Annotated in this window: 23 protein-coding genes; 12 read left to right on the top strand and 11 right to left on the bottom strand. The window is 31.6% G+C overall.

What is annotated here, in order from left to right; translation table 11 throughout:
- Positions 1–28: 28 nt before the first annotated feature.
- The 4 genes from queA to LSO06_RS00100 all read left to right on the top strand — a co-directional run bounded on the left by queA (position 29) and on the right by LSO06_RS00100 (position 4,287).
- The gene (gene queA, locus LSO06_RS00115) at positions 29–1,066 is read left to right on the top strand and encodes a tRNA preQ1(34) S-adenosylmethionine ribosyltransferase-isomerase QueA (RefSeq protein ID WP_231760079.1); all 1,038 of its coding nucleotides are present in this window, start codon (positions 29–31) and stop codon (positions 1,064–1,066) included.
- Between the two features lie 63 nt (positions 1,067–1,129).
- Complete coding sequence (locus LSO06_RS00110) at positions 1,130–2,794, top strand: diphosphate--fructose-6-phosphate 1-phosphotransferase (protein ID WP_231760078.1); 1,665 nt, start codon at positions 1,130–1,132, stop codon at positions 2,792–2,794.
- Positions 2,795–2,802: 8 nt separating this feature from the next.
- A complete protein-coding gene (locus LSO06_RS00105; RefSeq protein WP_231760077.1) occupies positions 2,803–3,306 on the top strand; it encodes a hypothetical protein in 504 nt (167 codons plus the stop codon).
- The gene (locus tag LSO06_RS00100) at positions 3,307–4,287 is read left to right on the top strand and encodes an RluA family pseudouridine synthase (protein WP_231760076.1); all 981 of its coding nucleotides are present in this window, start codon (positions 3,307–3,309) and stop codon (positions 4,285–4,287) included.
- Here LSO06_RS00100 and LSO06_RS00095 read toward each other — a convergent pair.
- Entirely contained in the window at positions 4,284–5,249 is a 966-nt protein-coding gene (locus LSO06_RS00095) for a YitT family protein (protein ID WP_231760836.1), read from the bottom strand. The two genes, LSO06_RS00100 and LSO06_RS00095, sit on opposite strands and share 4 nt — an antisense overlap.
- Positions 5,250–5,399: 150 nt before the next feature.
- On the opposite strand from LSO06_RS00095, the gene LSO06_RS00090 reads away from it, so the two are divergent.
- Positions 5,400–5,780 (top strand): rhodanese-like domain-containing protein, encoded by a 381-nt coding sequence (locus LSO06_RS00090; RefSeq protein ID WP_370639777.1) that lies wholly within the window; start codon positions 5,400–5,402, stop codon positions 5,778–5,780.
- Positions 5,773–6,393 (top strand): uridine kinase, encoded by a 621-nt coding sequence (gene udk / locus LSO06_RS00085; protein WP_231760074.1) that lies wholly within the window; start codon positions 5,773–5,775, stop codon positions 6,391–6,393. The genes LSO06_RS00090 and udk overlap by 8 nt, the downstream gene beginning before the upstream one ends.
- Here the strand turns inward: udk and priA are convergent.
- From priA to cdaA, 7 genes are read right to left on the bottom strand one after another with little or no spacing between them, the layout of a single operon-like run.
- Positions 6,390–8,366 carry a replication restart helicase PriA gene (gene priA, locus LSO06_RS00080; RefSeq protein ID WP_231760073.1) on the bottom strand — a complete coding sequence of 659 codons (1,977 nt, stop codon included), beginning with the start codon at positions 8,364–8,366 and terminating at the stop codon, positions 6,390–6,392. The two genes, udk and priA, sit on opposite strands and share 4 nt — an antisense overlap.
- Positions 8,359–8,934 (bottom strand): uracil-DNA glycosylase family protein, encoded by a 576-nt coding sequence (locus LSO06_RS00075; RefSeq protein ID WP_231760072.1) that lies wholly within the window; start codon positions 8,932–8,934, stop codon positions 8,359–8,361. Before LSO06_RS00075 ends, priA begins: the two co-directional genes overlap by 8 nt.
- A complete protein-coding gene (gene truA / locus LSO06_RS00070; RefSeq protein WP_231760071.1) occupies positions 8,915–9,664 on the bottom strand; it encodes a tRNA pseudouridine(38-40) synthase TruA in 750 nt (249 codons plus the stop codon). The genes LSO06_RS00075 and truA overlap by 20 nt, the downstream gene beginning before the upstream one ends.
- On the bottom strand, positions 9,665–10,513 hold the full coding sequence (locus LSO06_RS00065; protein WP_231760070.1) for a DUF2225 domain-containing protein: 849 nt from the start codon (positions 10,511–10,513) through the stop codon (positions 9,665–9,667). It abuts the gene before it with no gap.
- A 3-nt stretch (positions 10,514–10,516) separates the two neighbouring features.
- The gene (gene acpS / locus LSO06_RS00060) at positions 10,517–10,891 is read right to left on the bottom strand and encodes a holo-ACP synthase (RefSeq protein WP_231760069.1); all 375 of its coding nucleotides are present in this window, start codon (positions 10,889–10,891) and stop codon (positions 10,517–10,519) included.
- A gap of 4 nt (positions 10,892–10,895) precedes the next feature.
- Positions 10,896–11,891: a CdaR family protein gene (locus LSO06_RS00055; RefSeq protein WP_231760068.1), complete on the bottom strand. Its 996-nt coding sequence runs from the start codon at positions 11,889–11,891 to the stop codon at positions 10,896–10,898.
- Positions 11,888–12,664 (bottom strand): diadenylate cyclase CdaA, encoded by a 777-nt coding sequence (gene cdaA, locus LSO06_RS00050; RefSeq protein WP_370639776.1) that lies wholly within the window; start codon positions 12,662–12,664, stop codon positions 11,888–11,890. Before cdaA ends, LSO06_RS00055 begins: the two co-directional genes overlap by 4 nt.
- Before the next feature lie 98 nt (positions 12,665–12,762).
- Here cdaA and LSO06_RS00045 point away from each other — a divergent pair, with 98 nt between their 5' ends.
- From LSO06_RS00045 to trpS, 3 genes are read left to right on the top strand one after another with little or no spacing between them, the layout of a single operon-like run.
- Positions 12,763–13,620: an HAD family hydrolase gene (locus LSO06_RS00045; RefSeq protein ID WP_231760066.1), complete on the top strand. Its 858-nt coding sequence runs from the start codon at positions 12,763–12,765 to the stop codon at positions 13,618–13,620.
- Between the two features lie 53 nt (positions 13,621–13,673).
- Entirely contained in the window at positions 13,674–14,762 is a 1,089-nt protein-coding gene (locus LSO06_RS00040) for an AI-2E family transporter (protein ID WP_231760065.1), read from the top strand.
- 2 nt (positions 14,763–14,764) lie between these two features.
- Positions 14,765–15,808, top strand: coding sequence for a tryptophan--tRNA ligase (gene trpS / locus LSO06_RS00035; protein ID WP_231760064.1), 1,044 nt, complete (start codon positions 14,765–14,767; stop codon positions 15,806–15,808).
- Between the two features lie 41 nt (positions 15,809–15,849).
- On the opposite strand, the gene LSO06_RS00030 is transcribed toward trpS, so the two are convergent.
- Positions 15,850–17,643: a phosphoglucomutase gene (locus LSO06_RS00030; RefSeq protein ID WP_231760063.1), complete on the bottom strand. Its 1,794-nt coding sequence runs from the start codon at positions 17,641–17,643 to the stop codon at positions 15,850–15,852.
- A 141-nt stretch (positions 17,644–17,784) separates the two neighbouring features.
- On the opposite strand from LSO06_RS00030, the gene LSO06_RS00025 reads away from it, so the two are divergent.
- From LSO06_RS00025 to LSO06_RS00015, 3 genes are all read left to right on the top strand, one after another.
- Positions 17,785–19,236 (top strand): UTP--glucose-1-phosphate uridylyltransferase, encoded by a 1,452-nt coding sequence (locus LSO06_RS00025; protein ID WP_231760062.1) that lies wholly within the window; start codon positions 17,785–17,787, stop codon positions 19,234–19,236.
- Positions 19,217–20,251: a glycoside hydrolase family 3 N-terminal domain-containing protein gene (locus LSO06_RS00020; RefSeq protein ID WP_231760061.1), complete on the top strand. Its 1,035-nt coding sequence runs from the start codon at positions 19,217–19,219 to the stop codon at positions 20,249–20,251. Before LSO06_RS00025 ends, LSO06_RS00020 begins: the two co-directional genes overlap by 20 nt.
- 249 nt (positions 20,252–20,500) lie before the next feature.
- Complete coding sequence (locus tag LSO06_RS00015) at positions 20,501–21,112, top strand: hypothetical protein (protein WP_231760060.1); 612 nt, start codon at positions 20,501–20,503, stop codon at positions 21,110–21,112.
- 202 nt (positions 21,113–21,314) lie between these two features.
- Here the strand turns inward: LSO06_RS00015 and LSO06_RS00010 are convergent, their stop codons facing one another.
- A complete protein-coding gene (locus LSO06_RS00010; protein WP_231760059.1) occupies positions 21,315–21,785 on the bottom strand; it encodes a hypothetical protein in 471 nt (156 codons plus the stop codon).
- A 975-nt stretch (positions 21,786–22,760) separates the two neighbouring features.
- Positions 22,761–23,390, bottom strand: a complete 630-nt coding sequence (locus tag LSO06_RS00005) for a hypothetical protein (RefSeq protein ID WP_231760058.1) — start codon at positions 23,388–23,390, stop codon at positions 22,761–22,763.
- Positions 23,391–23,435 lie beyond the last annotated feature (45 nt).

Genomic DNA, 23,435 nt, shown 5'->3' with positions numbered 1-23,435 from the left:
GACATAATGACTTGAATCATGAGAAAAAATGGACACCAAGGAATTTTATTTTAATTTGCCGTCTAGCTTAATAGCACAGCATCCAAGTGGAAAAAGGGGAGCATCAAGGTTGATGGTTTTAGATCCCAGTGGGCGTAAAATCTACCATGGTCGTTCTGTTAACGATATGTTTAAATATATTGATAGCAATATATTTTTAGTATTTAATGATTCAAGAGTTAGGAAATCAAGAATATATGGCAAGACAGAGAATGGGGGCAGTGTTGAATTTTTGATTCTAGACAGAATAACAGATGATGTATTTACATGTCTAGTTTCCAAATCTAGGAGGCAAAATACTGGAAAAGTTTATCAATTTCCTCAAAATTTGTTGGCTCAGGTAATTTCAAAGTCAGATAATAAATTTACTATTAAATTTAATGAATGTGTGGATGAATCTTACTTCGAGCAATATGGACTTATTCCTTTGCCACCCTATATTAAGAGAAATTATGAAAAAGAAGACGAGGAACGTTATCGAACAATTTATTCTAAGTTTATAGGCTCATCCGCCTCAGCTACAGCGGGACTGCATTTTAGCAGGGAATTTTTTTCTTTGTTAGACAAGAATAACATTGAATATGATTTTATTACACTTCATGTTGGGCTTGGGACTTTTCTTCCCGTAAGAACAAAGAGAATAGAAGAACATAAGATGCATTTTGAGAGGTTTTTTATAAAAGATTCTGTTGCAATGAGACTTAAGAAAGCAATGACTTTAGGTAAAAAGATCCTAGCCGTTGGAACCACCACTCTTAGGGCACTAGAATCAGCTTATGAAGGTAGCAGTGAATTTATGCGAGGTGAACAGAAAACAGACCTTTTTATTTATCCAGGGAAGGGGTATGACTTTAAGTGTGTTGATATGCTTTTTACAAATTTTCATACACCAGAATCAACTCTCTTGATGTTAGTTTCTTCATTTGGTGGTAAAGACTTTGTATTGAATTCTTATAAAGAAGCCGTTAAGATGAATTATAAATTTTTCTCTTATGGTGATGCTACTTTATTTTTAAATCACATATAGATATTAATTCTTAATTATTTTAGTATTTAAGAAACGATTGGGTCAATTAAAGGAGGGATAGGTATGGTGTCATCTTTGCAAGAGGAGAGGTACAAGTATATACCAAGGTTGCCTAAAATTTTGGAACATGATTTTAAAGATGTTAGTGTAGTGTTTGGTGAGAAAACTGAAGGTCTTCAGGATAGGGAGGCTTTAAGAGAGGTTTTTAAAAATACTTATGGGCTTCCGGTTGTGAGTTTTACTCAGGGATCTTCAAATATAGACTTTTCAAAGGTTTTAAATGTGGGGATAATTCTTTCAGGTGGACCCGCTCCTGGAGGGCATAATGTTGTTGCTGGTATTTTTGATGCAATAAAGAAAGCAAATTTAGATTCAAAAATCTTTGGATTTAAAGGAGGTCCTTCAGGTTTATTGGAAGATAAGAAAGTCGAGATTACTGGTGATTTGATGGATTCTTATAGAAATACTGGAGGTTTTGACATTATATCTTCTGGGCGAACTAAAATAGAGACAGAGGCCCAGTATGAACAAGTTTTGGCAGTTTCTCTTAAAAATAATCTTAATGCAATTATTGTTATTGGCGGTGATGATTCAAATACTAATGCAGCCTTGTTGGCAGAATTTTTTAAGAAAAAGAATCATAATATTCAAGTTATTGGTGTCCCGAAAACAATAGATGCTGATCTTAAAAATGAACATATTCAAGTTTCATTTGGATTTGATTCTGCTACTAAAACTTATTCTGAATTGATAGGCAATTTGTGTCGTGATGCTATGTCAACTAGGAAATATTGGCATTTTGTTAAACTTATGGGAAGAAGTGCGTCTCATGTTGCTCTTGAGTGTGCATTAAAGACTCAGCCTAACGTATGTATTATATCTGAGGAAGTCTTAGTTAAAAATAAGACCTTATCGGATCTAGTTGGTGAAATAACTTCTGTTGTAGTAAAGCGTTCTTTGAAAGGATATGATTTTGGTGTGGTTATAGTACCCGAGGGTGTTATTGAGTTTATCCCTGAAGTGAAATCTTTGATGATTAATTTATGTAGCATATTTGATAGGAATGAAAACGAATTTAAGGGGTTGAATGTTGAGGCTATAAGAGAAATTTTTATTGGTAAGCTTAATGGATACATGAGAGAAGTTTATTTGTCCTTGCCTTTATTCATTCAAATTGAACTTGTGAATTCTGTTCTAGAAAGAGATCCTCATGGTAATTTTAATGTATCAAGGGTACCTACTGAGAAATTATTTATTGAAATGGTTCATGTTAAGCTAGAGGAGTTAAGGAAGCAAGGGGAATATGACGGTAAATTTACTCCTGTTGATCATTTCTTTGGTTATGAAGGCAGAAGTGCTGTTCCTTCAAATTTCGATAGTAATTATTGCTACAGTTTAGGATATAATGCTGCTTTACTTGTTTTAAATGGTTTAACAGGTTATATGTCTAGTGTAAAACACTTAGATAAAGACACCACAGAATGGAAGCCGGGGGGGGTTCCTTTAACAATGATGATGAACATGGAAGAAAGATATGGTGTTGCAAAGCCTGTTATTAGGAAAGCTCTTGTTGATCTTAACGGAGCTCCTTTTAATGAGTTTGCTAGGAAGCGAGAAGAATGGGCGATTAATAATTTGTATATGTTTCCAGGGCCTATTCAGTACTTTGGTTCCTCTGACCTTGTTGATGAGATAACTTTGACATTAAAATTAGAGTCAACGAATTAGAATATTTTATGTTTATTGGATTTTTGATTTTACTTTTTAATGTTTGTGCACTCTATTCCAATTCTTTTGGCCATCTTAAACTTGATTTTGACTTAAGGCAAAAATTTTCGCTGGGAGATAATATTTTTTTCAGCGGAAATGATGTTCTCATTGAGAATGAAGGTTTTGTCAAACTTCAGGATAAAGGAGAGGATGATTTTCTTTACAAAGATATTCAAGAAAATGAGGCTTTAAATGTAGAAAAGTCTATTGAGTCTAATTGGGGTAAGAAGGTTTTTAGATTTTCAGCGATAAGTGTTGGCACTTTTCCTATATCCTTACTAGTAAGTTTGTTTTTTTTTGACTTGTCTTACTATTTTAATAGTGATATGGAGTCAAAATATCTTCCATACCCTTTCTCCGGTGGTTTTAAACTTTCAAAAGACGAGACCTTTAAAAAGTATATGATCTCAGCTTCAGCTGGTCTGTCGGTGGCTTTAATAATCGCTTTGGTTGATTGGTTGATTTATTGAATGGAAAAGCTTCAGGAGGAGTTTGTTGTAGGGGAGGATTGTCAGAGACTTGATATTTATTTATCTGAAAGATTTTGTATTTTTACTAGAAGTCAAATTAAAAAAAGAGAGGTAGTTGCCTTTAGAAACAGATGTGGTGTTTTTGTTGCGATAAAGTTATCAAAACCTGTTTTTGTGGGGGATAGAATATTAATAGAATTTAATGAAGAAGTTGATTTAAGAAAATATGTAAGACCTTTGAAATTGCCTATTGGCATTATTTATGAAGATGAAAATGTTATTGTTGTGAATAAACCCCAAGGTATTTTAAGTCATCCTTGCATAACTGGGTTGGAAAATACTGTTGTAAATTTTCTTTTGTATCATGTTTCAGGTTTAGGGGATAGTTTTAAAGAGGATAAAGTTAGGCCTGGAATTGTACATAGGTTAGATAAAGACACGTCTGGAGTATTAATTTGTGCTAAAAATTTGGCAACTTTAAATTTTTTGTCTACACAGTTTAAGGAAAGAGTTGTTAAGAAAGTCTACATTGCAATTGTAAAGGGAGCTCCTAAAAATTCTTTCGGTATTATTGAGACTTTTATAGATAGAGATAAAAATGATAGGAAAAAGTTTAGCGTACATAGCAATTCAGGCAAAAGGGCATTGACGGAATATAAGGTATTGACTAACATGGGTAATTATTCTTTATTAGCTTTAAGACCCAAGACAGGACGCACGCATCAAATAAGGGTCCATATGAAGTATTTAAATCATCCAATACTGGGGGATAGTGCTTATGGTAAGGTAGATAGGGATTTTAGATATTTATCTTTAATGCTTCATTCTTTCAAGCTTGAGATTAATCTTAAAGAGGGTTTTTTAAAAAAATTTATCTCAGAGTTTCCTCAGAGGTTTATTGATTTCTTATCAAATTTTTATACAGAAGAAGAGCTGGATGCGCTTATTGCTAATTTTGTTGAATTTTTAGAGAGATTTTAGGTTCCAACATCTTGTTTGGTTGAACTTGATTCAATAATTTTTTTGCCACCCGTTATTTCGTTTGTATTAAGTACCGTGATGAAGCAATTGGGATCGACTTTCTGAGAAATATATTTAATTCTTGCCATGCGTATTGTGGGAACCACTATGAAAACTATAGTCTTATCGTTTCCCGCCCAAGCACCTTGTCCTTCAATTAATGTAGCTGCTACTTTTAATTTATTAGTAATCAGATAAGATATTTCTTTTCCCTTATCTGAGATAATAAATATCGCTTTTTGATTGCCAAAGCCTATGCTTGCCTTGTCTGTCATGACAGATGTTACAAAAGAAGCGATTAAGGTGTAAAGAGCAATCTCGACATTAAAAAATAAAGCCGCAACCACCAATACAGCAAGGTTAACAAGAAAGTTTGTAGTTCCAATACTAATTGAATATTTTTCTTTAATGATCATAGAGATTATGTCTGAACCACCTGATGACCCCTTTGCTCTGAAGATTAAACCAAGTCCAAGACCTGATATGAGACCTGCTAAAATTGATACAAGCATCATGTCATCAAGATGCATCTTACCTTGTAAAAATTGTGAGTAGTTTACCATAACAGAATACAAAGCCATTGCAATCCAGCTTTGAATCACAAAGGTTACGTTTAAAAATTTGATCCCGAGAATGAATAATGGAATATTTAGGATAAATATCGTAAATCCTAAGTTGAAATCTAGGATATAATGAAGCATCAGAGCAACCCCAGCAATGCCTCCGCTCAAGAGCCCATGGGGTATGTATAAAATATTTGTAGATATTGCCATTAAGAGAGAACCAATTGTTATTTGTAATGTACTAATCAGTATTAGCTCAGGATCTTTTAAAATATTTTTAAGTTGTCTCCTAAATACTCTGCGCACAATAAATCTTGTCTTTTGTTTTATTCTCTTCCATCTCTTTCTTCTTTTCTTCATGCTCTTTCTCTCTTCATTCCGACTCACGAGTTACTCTTTCGATACAAAAATGATTAATTCATTTGAACTTTATATTAATTTTATTAAAAAAACAATTTTATTTTATTGAAATTGTTTCTTTTTTTTTGATATTATTGTTTCATAAGCAGTATGCCAGTGAATTATGTGAAGTTTGCACTCTTAATGGTTTTTCTTGTTTTCTACATTTGGGTTTTTATTGTCTTGAAAATGAAGAGGTCTGGTTTGGCTTTGTTAGAGAGGGTTAGAGAGGGAGCTACGATATTAGATATTAGATCTGCTAAGGAATATAACAGATATCATTATGCAAGGGCGGTTAATATTCCTTTTAACAATTTATTTGCTAGGAAAGATAAATTGGGTAGTGTTGATGATCAGATAGTGATTTATGGTAGAAGTTTTAATAAGTGTTTTGAGGCTGAAAAGATTTTAAGAAGTGTAGGATTTAAAAATATATTTGTTGCAGGAACTTTGAAGAATATGCCTAAATTGCAAGAAGAGGTCAATGGTTAAGATTATTGGAATAACTGGTGGGTCTGGTAGTGGTAAGACTACGGTCGTTAATAAAATTAGCGAAGTTATTCCCGAATTTGTTTTGATATCTCAAGATAATTATTATAAGAGTGTTGGTGATTATGAATATGAGTTTTTGGATGTTAATTTTGACCATCCGGATGCGTTCGACAATAATTTGTTTTATGAACAGTTGAGGAAGTTAAAACATAATGAACCGATTAATATGCCTCTTTACGATTTTATCAATCATAGGCGAAAACCGGAGTCCGTGGAGATATTTCCGACTCCTGTTGTTATTGTTGAGGGCATTATGATTTTTGTTGAAGAGAGAGTGCGAAGTCTGATAGATTTAAAAATATACATTGATACACCTAATGATATTAGGTTTATCAGAAGGCTGGAGAGGGATATGTCTAGGAGAGGTCGTACACTTGAATCGGTTATTGAACAGTATTTAAATACTACCAGAGCAGGGTATTATAGGTTTATTGAGCCTACTAAGGAGTATGCTGATCTTATTATTCCTGAAGGAGGGCATAATGATAGGGCGCTTTATGTGCTCTCATCATTCTTAAGAGCTCTTGGAAAGGATAACTCAGATTTTTTTTAAATTAGGGAGATTGGATAGTAATCTATTTCGATATAAGTGTCTTTTGTCGATTTTGTTTTTTCTTTTGTGTTTCGTATTAATTTCTCCAGTAGATTAAAGGATTTTGATAGGTACAATATATTATACCTGTAGTATTTTGATATTTTTGACATAGGGGCTTTTGATGGGCCAAGGTATTCAATTTCTTCATTTAGAAATTCTTTAGATATTTCAAAGAATTCTAGGCATTTATGTTTCGCAGCTTCTTTTTTATGGCTTCTAGTGATTATTCTGACTATTTTTTTAAAGGGGGGATAATTAAGTTCTTTGCGTATTTTTATCTCTTCTTTATAAAAAGCTTCATACCTACCCTCATAGGCATATTTTATAGCGTAATAGTCGGGATTTTTTGTTTGAATAATAATTGTATTGTCGCTTTGAAATCTTGCAGCTCTTCCTAGTACTTGTGAAATTATTGCAAACATTCTCTCACCACTTCTAAAGTCAGGAAGCCCCATACCAACATCGGCGTTAATAATGCCCAGTGTTTGTATTTGTTTAAAATTAAATCCTTTTGCAATAATCTGTGTTCCAATTAAAATATCTAATCTTCCATTTTCAAAATCAGTGATTGCATTGATAATGTCTTTTTTATTAAGATCAGAGTCTGTTCTTGCTATTCGTGCGTTTGGTAAAAAATTTTTTAATTCCCTTTCGACAAATTGAATTCCATATGTTTTATATGTGATGTTTTCTGCATTGCAACCAGGACAATTTTTTACTATCTTTGTCTTATGTTTGCAATAGTGGCAGATGAGTTTGTTTTCATTTTTATGATATGTTAGGTTAAAAGAACAGTTTGGACAACAAATTATGTGCCCGCAAATGTTGCATTCAAGTGTTTTTGAGTATCCTCTTTTATTGAAAAATATTAAAATTTGCCTTTTGTTGATTAAGCTTTTTTGTATGCTGTAAAGTAATTCTGAAGATATAATCTGACGCTCTTTTTTCATGTCTACTATAGTAAGTTCTTCAGCTGTTTTATCAAAAAATTTGTTTTCTAGCATCATTTTTTTTATTTGATTATTTTCCATGGCCATGTATGCTTCAAGCGAGGGAGTAGCGCTTCCCATTACAAATTTGGAATCAAAGACACCTTGTAAGAAAAAACCTATGTGCCTTGAATGAAATCTTGGAGTATTTTCAGATTTATATGTGTGTTCATGTTCCTCATCCATTATTATTAAACCCAAGTTTTTAAAAGGTAGCATTAATGCGCTTTTAACTCCGATTATAATCAAACTTTCTCCATTTTTGACTTTATTCCATGTTGAAACTTTTTTTGAATTTGATACTTTTGAATTATATTCGTAAATCTTATTTGTACCTAAATTGGATTTTATTCTTTGAATTATTTGATAACCCAAAGAGATTTCGGGTATTAAAAAAATTATTTGTTTTTCTTGTTCCAAATAGTGTTCGCACAATTTGATAAATATTTCTGTTTTCCCAGATCCAGGCACTCCGAATAAGTAAAATGTATTTTGTGTTTTTGATTCGATAATTTCTTGATAAATGCTATTTTGTTCTTCATTTAATTGAATGGATATCGTTGAACTAGAGTTTTTATTGTCATTATTTTTTATTACTTTATTTGAGTTTGGGCTTTTAGGGAGTCCACAAAACAAAGCTTCTCCAAACCCAGAAAATGTTTTTCTACTAATCCAGTTAGCGAGGTTGATGTTGTGTTCTGTTATTGGTGGATTTTCATCAATGACTTTTATTATGTCTTTTATTTCAAATGTAAAATTTGTATTAAGCTCATCTTTAGAATATCTTTTGATTATGATTCCAAGTGTTTCTCTTCTATTAAAGTTTGTTATTATTCTTGTTCCTATTTCTAATTTGAAATTATGCTTGTAAAGAAAAAGTCTATTGATTGGGATGTTAAAAGCGACTTCATAATAAAAGTTATTCTCTAGACTATCATCCATATTTTATTATGCCTTTTATTATTTTTAAGTCTTGCCAGATTTCTTTCTTCAGTTTTGGGTTTTTGATTTGATTAATAGGGAGATATGTGAATACAAGTGGAATTTCTTTAAATCTGAGCTCAAAGCCCCTTACAATTTGAATTCTTAAGTTTTGATTTAAAAAAAATTCCACTTCTTCGCAAGAGAGGATTGCTTTAGGTTGTCTATTAAGCTCACTGTTTAGAGTGTTAACATTATCTATTATTTTATAGTTCAATATTCTAATACTATCACACCATTTTTTGACCATTTCACTTGTACCTTTGTTTAAATATTTTTTGTCTATATATATTATTAGTAGATCTTTTTTGTCATTTTTGTTTTGATTGTGTTCTATTGATTTTGCCAATTTTGGCTTTTCTTTTATATCTACTTGTTCTGTCTGGTTTAATATTTTTATGTTTCTGCATTTTGCTATCTTGCTTTTGATCTTCTTAAGCTCGTTTTCTTTATGCCCATAGAAATTACCCGATATGTTATTCTCAAGCATCCTTAAAAGTATTAATTTTTTAATTAATTTGTTTTTCATAATAAACCTTATCCAGAAATAACGCCTTTGCAGGTGCTGTTTTTCTCGCAAATTTTCTATTTTTTGAGTTTAGAATTTGCATAAAGGTACAAACAGGTTCGTTTTTTATTTCTATATCAAGTATTGTTCCTGTTATTGATCTTACCATTTTCCATAAAAAAGAAGAGCCTATTATCTCAAATATAACAAACTTATTTTTTTTCTTAAACCTAGCAAAATAAATTTTTTTCAGTTTTGAATTTGTTTGATCTCTTATGCATGAAAATGTAGTAAAGTCATGTGTTCCAATCAACATTTCAGACATTTCATTTAATCTATTGATATTTAATTTTTTCTTTACATAATAAGCTTGATATGCTTCCCAGGGGTAATGATTCTCGTCATTGAGAATGTAATAGCTGTATTTTCTCTTCTTGGCATTAAACCTGGGTTGAAATTCATCCTTTGTATATTTTAATTTTATGATCCTAATATCATTTCTTAAAAGAGAGTTTAGAGCCATCTTTAAATTTTTTGGGGCAATATTTATGTTTATATAAAAGGATATTACTTGGCCTCTTGCGTGAACCCCTTTGTCAGTTCTGCCTGATGAGTGAATCCTGATCTTTGTCTTACTTATTTTCTCTAAAGCTTTTTCAAGCTCGCCCTGTATTGTAGGGCTTTTAGGTTGAATTTGAAATCCGTGATACAAAGATCCATCATATGCTATTTCGGCAAATATCTTCTTCATTTATTTTAAAGTTTTTATTTCTTTTGAAATTTTAAAATAAACCTCTTTTATTTTGTCTAAGAGTATTGAGGGTTTTTCTTTCGATGATTTCCCCATTCCAGCTATTTTAGAGAGCACAGTCTTAATTTCAACTAATTGATTGTATCTGTATTCCTTATTGTCTTTATTGCCATAAAAGTATTCCAGCAAACCCGATAAGTACAAAGCACTGTCATATCCATAATTTTTATCGGTGTCAGGACCGAATACGGCCTCAGTAGAAATCGGTTCTGAGTTATCTTGTTCTTTTTCAATTGTTAATTTGTAAAGATAAGCCGCCTTGTAATAAAATATTTTTTGCAAATAGTTATAATTTTGATTTGAATTTTCCTTGTGAAGGTCCTCAAAGACCCAAGCTGCTCTTATTGCACACTTTGCCTGATTTAGAGTTGGATTATGACTCTTATCGATATGCTCATAGCACATCATAGCAAGTATATAACTAGCAGCACCTTCTCTAAGTCCTCTTGGCTGGCCAAAGTTTAGATTGTCATCAAAGAGTGACTTTATTCCTTTTCGTTTTTGTTCACAGCTTATCAACCGTTGCCTTATTTGAGGACCAAAGGTTGCTATTGTGTTAAATTCAGTTGGGAAAGCAGCCAGATAACAACCAGGGCACACCGTTATTGAATATATCCTAGGGAAAACGTCTCCATATTTTTCATTCTTTACATATTCTCTTTTTAAGTCAACCTTCAACTCCCCAGATATCAAACGGCCGCTTCCTGTCAGGAGATCTTCTCTTCTAAACTTACAGTTACACAAAGGGCATTCGGTTTCGCATTTTGTAAAATATGATATTTTGTTCATAAATCAATCTTCTACCATTACAAAAGCAATAGCATACTCCCTTTCATGTGATATGGTTAAATATAATTTTAGGCTCATTTTGTTTATCAAGCTTGCAATATCATTATGCAACTGGAATGCGACATTCCCAGCCGGCAACTTAACGACCTCCATATCTTTAAGAGAGTACCTTATTTTATTCTTTATCAGAGGACTTAAAGATTTAATTAAAGCTTCTTTTGCTGCAAACTTACCAGCTAGACTTTCTAAAATCCCTTTCCCTTTCATTTCTAAACTTTCAATCTCCCCTTTCGTAAAGAACCTCTCTAATTTCCTTTTATTTTCCAATAGACTGTTAAGCCTTTTAACTTGTATTATATCACATCCTATTGATTTCATAATTTTATTGTTCGCTTGGAATTACCTCTAGCCTTATCGTTTTAGGTTCTTGTTCATATACCTCTATACCATGTGCATTATTTTTAAATATTATGTCTGTATTAATGTTGTAAATTCCTGGAGTTTGAATATGGCCTAAATCCAGATTAAAACTAATGTTTTTATTATCTATGTGCATCTTAATTATTTTTTCAGATAGCCTACTTCTTATTTTAATAAACATTTCGTTCTCTGGATTTAGAATTTTATCCTTATTTTTTATTTCTAATCCACTTTTGACATTATTGAAAATCAAATCAGGATTTTTTATTGTTGTATGTGTGTATTTTTTGCTTAGTGTAATAGTAACCATTACATGACTTTTCTCGAGTGTGATGAGTGGATTTGGAGATAATACTTCAAGATGCTCCGAGATAAATATGGTTCTCGTGTCAAATTCTTTTATTTCAGTTTTAATTGTATTAATTGTTTCTATCGCCTTTTCAGGTCCATATATTCTTAATCTTTCAGGTGAGATATTATACTTGGCAATAAAATATTCTCCTTTGCTTTCCTTTTCAAGTAGTGTAAATTTAGGTTCAATTTTTACTAATTTTGAGATTTTTTTATCTAGATTTAGTGAAATTGTGTTCCTTGAAAGTTTGTACTCAGCAACGGGAATAGCATTAAGATTTTTGACCTTAATTGGAAGTTCATATTCTCCTGCCTCTTTTATATTGGTAGCCTCAACTAATAAGATTATGCGGTCAAGGTCCAGGTATTTTAAATTCTCTTTGTTAACTTTTGCCGTAAGTAGTATTTTAGTGTAATCAGGAACCTTTCCAAGTGTAATTTCATCTTTTAGTAAAATCTTGATCTCTTTTTCTATTGTGATTGATTCTATGTTGTTCAAGTAAAACGCTGTAAACATAACAATAGCTATTAAAATAGAAATAGATTTATTTTGCCAGTCTTCAAACAAAAACTTCGTTATGTTTCTAATTTTTTTGCCTATGTTCATTCTATTAATGCAAGATTTAATTTCTTCCTAACTTCGTTTAAGCTTAAATTATACTCTAGTTTTCCGTTACTTGTGAGCGAAATGGATCCAGTTTCTTCAGAAGTAATTATTGTTATTGCATCTGAGTTTTCGGAAATTCCAAGACCCGCTCTGTGTCTTGTTCCAAAAGTTTTGCTAATAGATTCAATATTAGAAAGGGGCAGAAAGGAGCCAGCATAAACGATTTTGTTATTGCTAATAATGACAGCTCCATCGTGCAGAGGTGTTTCATAGCCAAAAATTGATATTAATATTTCGTTAGAGACGATGGAGTCTAATTTTACCCCTTTATTTATTAGTTGTTCTAGCTGTATCTTTTTTTCAACGCAGATTAGGCTACCAGACTTTTGTTCCGATAAATGCTTGATTGCTTTTATTATCTCGGAAACAATTTTAGTAGTTTCTTCTTTTCGGTTTGCAAGCTTAAAAGATAGGTTAAAATTCCCAATTTGCATTATAATCTTTTTTATTTCTTTGTTAAACAGAATAAGCATTGCAATAGGCAAGATACTTGCTATATAGCTTAATAGCCAGTTTATAGTGTGTAAATTAAGATAATAAGAAATAATCCCAACAGATGCAATTATGATCATTCCTTTAAGTAAGTGGATGGAATAAGAATTAACCACATTTTTATAAACATAATAAATTAAAATACTGATCAGACCTAGGTCTAATATTCTAAAGAGAATATCTTTTACTTGAATCATATTAATCATATCTATCATAAACATTTCTATTTAATTTGTTTTTCGTTTATATATTGAATATATTCACAGTTACATATATATTTTAATACAAGTCAGTTTGAATTTAAATTTATTTTTGTTTTATGAATAAGAAAGGAAAAACAGTAGCCTTAATATTTGATTTTGATGATACTTTGATTTATGGTAATATGCAGCGGGTACTTTTTGATGAGTACGATGTTGATGAGCGCTCGTTTTGGAATGAAGTTGAGAATTTATCTGTTGTTTATAATAAAAATAACTACAACATTATCGCTAATGAGATGATATATTTGTCTCATTTTTTAACGTATGTCAGAGAAGGCATTTTTAAAGGTTTAAATAATAAGGTATTGTTTAAATTGGGCTTAAAATTGAAGTTTTTTGAAGGTGTAGTTGAATTATTCGAAGAGATAGATACAATCAATAAAAGTTTGAAAGGATCTGGTATTGTGATAAATATTTACATTGTTTCAAGCGGATTTAGGCAGATGATTTTGGGGAGTAGAGTAGCTCCTTATATTACTAAAGTTTGGGCTTGCGAATTTATAGATACATACCTTATGCCTTTTTATGAGAATTTGGATAATAAATTTTCTGAAAACAGTATTTTAAGTAGTGTATGCTATTTTGTAGATCATACAATAAAAACAAGGGTAATTTTTGAGTTGAATAAGGGATCTTATGATAAGATCAATAAGAGGATTCCTAAAGGCAGGAGGGAGATTCCTTTTAAGAATATGTTTTATATTGCGGATGGGTTTAGTGACGTTCCGGCTTTTGAAATACTGAATAATAATTTGGACCATTATGAGAATACATTAACAGTTTACTATGAGAATGATGAGAAGGCTAAGAGATTGCTCAGAGAAAAGAGGGTGGGGGATGTGGCTGAAGCTAATTATAGTAAAGGAACTAAATTATATAATTGGATAATGGAAAAAATTCATTTAAATATATAGATTAGTTTGAAATTTTTAATGGATATTGTGGAGACAGTTAAAGGAGAAGTGAGTTGGCTTTAAATTTAGATACTGCGGATAGGTTAAAATTTTTTAAAATCCAGTCCGTTTTTTATTCTGTGGTACTGATTGTGATTTTGATTAGTGTATTAAAAATAGCACAGACGGTGTTTAAGCCTTTAGCTATTGCTGTAGTTCTTGGGTTTTTAGTGTATCCCATTTATACTTTTCTTAAAAGATTGCTAATTCCGAGGGTTTTAGTAGTTCTTGTAATTTTCTTTTTTCTCTTTTTATTTTCTTATTTAGTTTTTAATTTTGTTTATTACAGTATTACTGTTTTGATCAAGCAATTGCCTTATTATCAAAAGCAGTTGATCTTTATCATAAGGGATATCCTTGATAAGTATAGAGTAGATAGTGCTATTATTGGTTCTGTAGATTTTTCTGGGTACGTTTATCCTTTTTTAACTCGAATATCTAATGAAATTATTGGGTTTGCAAGTAGTTTGGTAGTATTGTTTTTATTGTTGTATTTTCTACTGTCAGAAATACATATTTTTGGCATAAAGGTTAGAAAGGCTTTTGGGTATTCCGCTTCGGAGAGGTTTGTTGAAGCTTTGGATACAATAAATAATCAGATTAGTAAATATTTAGTAATAAAGGTTTTTGTTAGCTGTTTAACAGGTTTTCTAGTATTTATAGGATTGACTTCTTTTGGACAGGATTTCCCTCTAGTTTGGGCAGTGCTTACATTTGTTTTTAATTTTATTCCAAGCATAGGATCAATTTTGGCTGTGTTTTTTATTGTGGTAGCTGCTTTAGTGCAGTTCTATCCAAATTTAAATTTGGTGCTTTATATATTCGTATACAATACCTCCGTTCAAGTATTGATTGGAAATATTCTAGAGCCAAAAATGCAGGGGCATAGGCTTGATATTTCTCCTTTTTTGCTGCTTTGTTTTCTTTTCTTTTGGGGTTGGCTTTGGGGCATCGTAGGGCTTTTAATAGCTTATCCTTTTACCGTGATTATAAAAGTGATAGTTGATAATATAGATTATTTAAAACCTTTCTCTGTGTTTTTAAGTGGTTCAAAGATACTGGGCGACATTAATGATGAATTGAGCAGTAGTAAGGAGAGTTAAGTTTGCATAAGAAAGTTATGCTTACAGGGGATAGGCCTACCGGTATGCTCCATTTGGGGCATTATGTCGGTTCTATTGTTAATAGATTAAAATACCAAGAGGAATATGAGACTTATGTTATTATAGCCGATTTGCATACTCTTACAACAAGACCAGATTTAAATAGTATTAATGAAATATCTTCTAACGTTAGGGAGATGGTTTTGGATTATCTTGCTTGTGGAATTAATCCAGAAAAAGCTCATATATATTTACAATCGGCTATACCAGAATTACTAGAGCTTAACTTAATACTTTCAATGATTGTTATGGTAAATCGTTTGCAGAGGATTCCTAGCATAAAGGATATGAGTCTAGCTGCTGGGTTTACGGAGGTTCCCTATGGACTTTTAGGTTACCCGGTACTCATGAGTGCCGATATTTTAATGGCTAAGGCCAATTTAGTTCCAGTCGGACGTGATAATGAGGCTCACATTGAGCTTGCAAGAGAACTTGCAAGAAGATTTAATTCTCTTTATGGGGAGAATTTTTTTCCAATTCCTGAAGCTATTTTTACAGACTCTCAATCTCTTGTAGGAATTTACGGTAAGCATAAGATGAGTAAGAGTCTTGGTAATGCAATATTTTTAAGCGATGATGAGAATTTGTTACGTAAAAAAGTTATGTCTATGTTCACAGATCCAAAAAGAGTAAGGGCAGATGTACCGGGGGAAGTTGAAAATAATCCTGTTTTTATTTATCATGACTTTTTTAATAATAATGTTGATGAGCTTTGTGAACTTAAAGCTAGATATAAAAGGGGCAAGATTGGTGATGTTGAAGTTAAGGAAAGGCTTTTTGAGGCTTTAAATAAATTTTTAATGCCAATTAGGGAGAGAAGAGCTTTTTTTAAAGATAAAAAAAAATATGTTGATGAGGTGATTTTTGAGGGTACAAGTAAGACTAGAAAAGTTGCAATGGAGGTTATAAATGGTGCTAAAAAATTAATGGGGCTTTCGAAAACTTGGAACATTGTGAGGCGAAATGCAGAAAAAGCTAAGGAGTGATCTAAATGCAGGCCCCTGGACACATAACTTTTGGTAATGGTTTATAGTGCTGAATACGCGTTCTGAATCAGATCTTTATTAAACTTTAGAAGGTCCATCAGTCTGTCTTGGTTTTCAGATTTAATCTCGCTGAGCACTCTAAATATCGGTTCTGTTTTTGAACCCCTCATCCATAGACTTGCGATTATCTCTTTTTTTGCAGAGGAGTTAAGTAAAACTTTAAGTCCTCCTGAAGAATCGCCCGTACGGGTTTTACTTTGTTTAATGCCTTCGTAATTGATCACTGTAAAATTATCTATTAATAATTCTGAAATAAGTTTACTGTTTTTCATTTCTTTTTCTAATAGCTTTTCATAATTTGCTTTTAGTGTCTCTTGATTATTTACTCTAAGCTTCAGTATAGCATCTTGAGATGATGTTTCTACATTACTATAAAAATTTATTGTCTTTAATATGTCATTTAGATTATAATTTTCCCCGTATTTATTATTAGATAAGCTGCACCATACTTTGTGAAGTTCTTTTATTCTTAGTAGTTTGATTATGCTAAAAACTGTGGCTAGAGGATCCCGTACTTTTGAGGGATATGTAATATTCCCACCATTTGATCCTTCCCCTAAGATCTTAACTGTCAATCCTTTTCTTCGTAAAATATCTGCCATTTCCGTCAAATTGGATTCACCAACTTCAACCCTGTAAACTTTTGCATTAAATAAAGTTGCTATTTTTTCAATGTTTAATGAAGTTGCATCATTAACTACAACCGCTAAGTTGCTTTTAATTCCAATGTGATAAAGATAGCTAAGTTCTGAGAGTACTGATAAGGCAAATATTTTTTGTGCTTCAATGATTTTTGATTTTTCGCTTATCTTATCAATGAATACTAAATTTCCTCTGTCTCCGTCGCAATCAGGAACATACCCTAACTGGAAAGAGTCGTCTTCTTTAAATTTCTTTTCTAATATTTGCCTACACATATGTAAAGACTTGCCTTCAGGAATCATTCCATGTTTAAAAACTCCCATTTGAGTGTTGTAAAATTCCAACTTTACTCCAAAAGATCTAATGATGTCTCCATCTATCGAGTTGACTCGAGAGCTACCGTTCATTTCCCCTATTATTCCTATAGGATTTTTTTTAATATTTTCTTTCAAATTTTCAATATTCTTTTTATCGTTTTTATTTGAATATATTATTTCATACATTAATGACTTATATTCACAGTAAGATTTTGCTTTATTTTGAGTCCTGTCTTGGATAATTCTTTCGTATTGTTTTAAATTAGCTTCATTTGTGTTGAAATTTTTTAAGGGTTTTATTATTTTTTCTATCAAAATTTCGTTTTCAATATTTGATTTAATTTTGTGTATTATTTTATTTATTTCCTTTGAATTTAACACACCTCCGTCGTCTAAACCAATTTTAAGTCCATTATATCCTCTAGGATTATGACTAGCAGAAATGTATATAAATCCTTTTGAGTTTTTGCTATTCTTTGTATAAGCCAAAATCTCTGGTATTGGAAGTATACCGAAAAATTTAATATCATTTCCACTCAGTATTAGAGTTTTTATTATTACTTCAGAGATTATATTTCCAGTTGTTCTTGAGTCTAGCCCTATATTAATGTATTTTTTTGCTTTCTTTTTAAAATAATCTGATATAGTGAAAGCTATTATTGAAACTAGTACCTTGTCGCCATCATCGATCTCACAGTCCGTTGAATCTTCGTCTTTTGATTTTGCAAATATCTTTCTAAATCCTGAGGGCGAGAGTATCATTTCCGAGATGGAGTGTTTTAGATTCGTCGTGTTTAGCTCATACCCCCTCAACATGCCAATCCCCTAAGTCGATGCACTGTAACACCTAATTTGATCACAGCAGCTATAATAAAATAGAAATATTATATATTATACTTATATTATACACTAACATGTGATTATTTTTTATTTTGGATTAGAGAAGGATTTTTAAGTTTGTGTGAGATGATAGACAAAGATTTTTCCAAAAGAGTGCTTGATGACCTTAATATGCATAGGCTTGGGCCTTTAAATGTGTCTTTTAAGAGTTTTCCGGATAAAAATCATGCAAGTATTTTTAATCTTGCGGATAATATTTTTAAATTGAAGTTTAAAAAGAGGTTTGTTGAGGATAATTTGAGAAAATATATTAATAACCCTCCAGAATTTTTAAGGGCAGAGGAGGATTTTTATATTTTCAATGGTGATGAATTAGAAAAGTTAGGATTAGCCTTATATCCTTACCTCTCATGTGGCCTTTTGAATGGAGGATCTGCAACTAGTTATGTTGATATTTTGAAAAATAGTGATTTTAATAAAGAATTGTATCTTTTGTATGAAAATAAAATACTTGAAGCTAAAAAAAAATTTAAAGATTTACCCAAGGGAATAACTCCTGCGTATATTAATAAGGATGGTAGTTATGGATTTTCATTTCTAGCATTAAAAATTCGACATCTTTTGATGCTTTCTAAGAGGTATATGGATTCTTATAGTGTAAGCGTTAAGCCTTCAATTTTTCAGATGACCAGCTTTAAGACAGATCCATTTATTTCTAAATTTTTAGACAATATCTTTGATGAAGAGTTGATTAAGAGCCTAAATTGTTGCTCTTTTAGAAGAGAAGATATCCTTACGGCTATTCAACCGTTGGTTCATTGTTATAAAAAATTGAATAACGGTCAATATGTGTATTTTGATTATGATAATAAAGGGGAAAAAACTATACTAGCTTTACCTGCTGGGCATGGACAAAATTTTAGAGTTTTAAGAGATATTTATTTGAAGCTTTATGAACTTGGGAAGAGATTTGTATATATTGGGAATATTGATAATATTGGTTTTACTGTTAACTTAAAGGCTCTGGCGATAATGGCCATCACAAACAGTTCTTCTGGGTTTGAATTTAGCGTTAAAACAGCACTAGATACAAAAGGAGGGGTTTTGATTGTAGATAAAGATGATAATTTGACATGTGTTGATATTGGTGGAGCTATTTCTAAAGAATGCGTTCAGAAATTTGAATATAGAGGGGATAAGATTTTGTTCAATTGTGCGACGGGTCTTTTTAATTTAGAATACTTGGTCAAAAATATTGATAGAATTATAGAAGAGATGCCCAGTAGAGTTCTTGAGCAAAATAAAGAGATAGGTAAATACTTTTCCATTGAGCAAATAACTTGGGAAGTAATAAAGTTAGTAGATAATCCCTTAATTTTTGAGGTAAATAGGCGAGATAGATTTCTTCCTGCAAAGTTATTTAGTGATATGCTTGTTAATAGTGGTTATTTGAAGGATAGGTTACCGTTTAATATTTTTTATGTTGCCGCTTGCTTAAATAGTTCTCTTAATAATTTATTGAAAAATGATTATGGTTTGGTGTTCAAAGATGAGAAATGGAATATTTAAGTTTTTATTGATAAAAATCTCGGTTTTTTTAAATTTTTATTTCTTGGGAGCTATTCCCGAGATAGATTATGATTATTTCGAGCAGGATAAATCTGATCTTGTAAGTATCGATAGATTTTTGGGAAAATCTGATTCTAAAAACGTGTTAGGCAAGCGTCACCTATTCATTGGCATTAGGAACGTTTCAAACCCCAGCGTTGTACAAAAACTTGACACAGGTGTACTTAAAAAAATAAAAAAAATCAATCCAATAGGAATTATTTTATTCAGGGAAAATTTTAAAGATGCTAGGCAGACCAAAGAGTTAATTGAATCGTTAAAGCAACATATTGATTCTGATATTTTTATTGCTGTGGATGAAGAAGGAGGGTTGGTTAATAGAGTTAGTGAGAAGAAAAGCCTAGGTGTATATAGTTTTCCTTCTATGGAATCTGTTGGTAGGACAAATGATGTGCATCTTGCATATAAAGTTGGAGAAATTCTTGGAAAACAACTTAGACGACTTGGTATTAATGTAAATATGGCACCAGTAGCCGATTCAAAAACAGCTTCTGATACTCCTTTAGTTAACAGGGCCTTTGGACATTTAACTTACAATATTGGCCTTATGGTGGAGTCATTTGTGGAAGCACTGCAGAAACAAGGAGTTGCCGCAGTTGTTAAGCATTTCCCTGGTCTTGGAGGTACCAGGGTGGATACTCATAAAGAGATAGCCTTGCTACCGTATAGCAAAAATTTTTTAATGAAAAATAATTTTGTTCCATTTATTTTTGGCAAGGAAGCAAAGTTTATTATGGTTGGTCATGTGTTCATCCCCAAAATTTCTAAAGATGTAACTAGCATGTCAAGGGATATTGTGGATATTATAAGGTACAATTTAAACATTGGTAGCACCATAATAACTGATGCGTATGATATGGGAGCAATTGTGAATAATTTCAAAACAGAGGATGCAATTAGAAAATCTTTGGACTCAGGTGTCGATATCGTGCTAGTCCCGGAGGGATACGAGTGAGAGAAAATAAACAAAAAGTCATGTGAAACAACATTTCCCAAGACTTTTTGTAAATGGTTAAAGGTTAAAGATAGATTACAGTTTACCACAAAGTATAAAAAAAACAATAAACATATCTAGAATTTTTGAAAAGTATACAAAAGGGAAGCATAAAAGGGAGATAATTGTATTAATTCTTATTTGATATATATTATAATAATGTACACGAAATAAAGAGAGGAAAATAATTTAGGTTTGAGGTGATAAAAGATGAAACGAGTAGATAAGAGAACCTTCCCTATGGCATTGGTTTGTGATAATTACGTAAAAAAGGGGGGTATTTTTTTTGGAGATGCAGAATATGAAGCAAATTATAAAGCTAGGGTTAATGGGTACGTTATTGACTTCTTTAGGATACCTAGAAGCTTAAAGAATAAATATGAAGTTAATATTAAGTCTTTAAGCGATCCAGAACTCCCGTTTGGAAATATAGCAATGAATTGCATAAATACTTTTAAGCTCATAGTAGACATTGTAAATATGCAAACAGGTAATAATTATGATTATGATAAATTTATAACAGATACAGAAACTGAGAAGATGCTTTATTATGGTGCAAAGGTAGTATCAGCACTTTCAAGACACTTTGACGAGATTAGCGGAAATAACCATAATGAGGGATATTATGAATGGGAGAAAGGTTGGATAGAGAGGAAGTGGATTGATTATGAGCCTAGCGATATAGAGATTAAAGAAATGCAGGAATCAAATAGGAAACTTGATCCGGAAATGAGCATAGGAGCAAAGGGTAAGTTGAGGAAATCTGGAATGAGTAAAGCTGAATTGAATCTCTTAAGAGCAATAGAGAAAGCGGGTAATTAAAGTTTATAAAATAAAATCTTTAAAAATATTTACAAAATTAAAAAAATAAAATAACATTATAGGTAGGATAGAAATCATTCTATCGAGAGTCCCCAACACTCCTATTAATCCTCTCCAAAACAAGATATAGGGGTAGGGACTTTTTTTTATAACCTCTATTTAAGAAGGTATATCAAATAAAGAATAATACAATAACCTTGGCTTAATGTAAGTCCCTCGCAAGATCGTACCAAAGATTAGAATAACGACTTTTGTTAAGTATGCTGGATAACCTGTCTACTTCGTACTTACTGAAGTAAATGCTAGGAAAATCATAGACGTTAGAATCTAGGTATAAAACACCACCAAAGTAATAAAGGTTAGCATATGATATGATGCCTGTAGGTGTAGTTAGTTGGACTTGAGTAACTAACTTTTTGATTCCAAATATAAATTCAATTTCAGAAATAGTGGAGCGTAGAGATGTAATAGAAGACGCTGGAAGAGAAAAAGTATGTCCTGAGTCTAGTAAAAATAAAAGCCTTGTGTCGCCTCTTAAATGGATCTTCTTAATGCCATCTTTGGAACTTACTAGGTGAGTGAAATTTCTAGGAGCTACAAATTGAAGAGTATAGGGAATTCCGTGTCTTTTATAAAAGGGAAACCTATTGTTGAAATTGAACTCCTTAAGCATAACCGTTCCCTTTCCCAATGTTATGATTTCAGTTAGACTTATATCATTGAAATTGGGCGTAGAGTACCTTGTAACTTTTCCTGGTACGTAACAAGAATTGAAGAAAATCAGAAAGAAAAGAACGCATAAAACCACAAGCAAAGGACGAAAATGACTCACTAAGTGCTCCTAAAGATATAAATATTTATAGGCTCTCTCATAGCCTGCGATTTTATTGTAACATATTTAACTATTTCTGTTTACATAACCTATGCTAGATAGAAATAATGTAGAATTGTTTACATATCATCTAAGAATAGAAAGAACAGAACAGTAAAATAATTTAGAAAAACTGGAAATAATTGAATTATTGAACTAATAATTTAGATATTAAATATTCTCCTTTTTTAAAATTAAAAGAATTTATTATCAATATTTACTTCATACCATACATTCTTTTAAATAATCCCCTTCCCCAAGGGGTTTCTTTTTTGAAGGTGTGTATGCATATAGTTTTAAAGTAAGTGGCGTTGGGTTTGACTTTAAAGAAGATTGGTTAAAAGCATGAGATTAATTTAGTTAATTGAAAAAAACTTATTGCAATATGATGCTATCTGTTAGGTGAATTTTAGGTTTAACCTAGTGTTTAATGCAGGGGCTCTTTTGTGTTTGGAGAGTTTTTATCTGGTTAGTATTTAATTTAAAATATCCTCCCTATAATGGATTAAAAAAGTATTTTCACACGGCGGAATTCTATTTTATGTTAGAACAACGTGTAACAAAAAATAGCTTCTTTTGCTTGTAATTTGGGTTTTTTTGTGTAAAGAATGAAGTAGTGCCTCCACTTTTCTGTGAAGAATTTGGGCTTTTTGGCTCGGAAATTACATGGCTAAACAGCTTTAAATGATATCAAGGTTTGGCATTACCGAACGAGGATATATAAACTAAAAGTATGAAACGGGAATCCTTGCTTTTGTTTGTATTTTTGTTGCATCCTTAGTTAGCAATCATTTTTACCTTTAAATTAAATTCACTCCAAAATTTTTGAATTTCACTTTTGCTGAATTTCACAATCGCATAGCTGCTGGCTGTATACACTTTAAACTCGGCCATTTCATCGTATTGATTTTTCATTTTAATAAATTTCATAAACTCTTCTTCTGGAATTACAAACTTGGAAATTGCTGTCACAATATCCCTTCTTTCTATAACGGTAGTTGACTCATATGGAAAATAAGGATTGTAAGATTCATCATATTTCGTGATATTTTTCGTATCTTCAGATATTAATTTTCCCACAGCTTCAAAGTGCGTATCTGTGATTACCTTGTCTACTTGAGCTTTTCTTGGGCTCCTGGCTTGAGATTTAACTAAAATTGAGTATTCTTTTTCCTTTTTAGGTTTGTTGTATCTTATTGAGATCAAAGATTTAATCACTCCACTTGTGGAATATTTTGTCTCTAGGTAATACTTAGAGTACAACACTTGAGCAAATCTATCATATTCTATTTGATAAGTCCTGCAAGACCCAAAAATAAGAACAAGAAGCGGGAAAACACTACTGATATTTCTGATTTTATTCAAGATAATCTTGCATTCCGACCCAAAACCACAAATCCCGTTCATACCCAACATCCCTCACCGTATCATTATACAATAAAAAAGCTACTA

This window comes from Borrelia sp. RT5S, assembly GCF_021165755.1.
In the GTDB taxonomy this organism is placed as follows: Bacteria; Spirochaetota; Spirochaetia; order Borreliales; family Borreliaceae; genus Borrelia.
The sequence above is the reverse complement of the archived record's forward strand: the minus strand, read 5'-3'. Positions and strand labels throughout refer to the sequence as shown.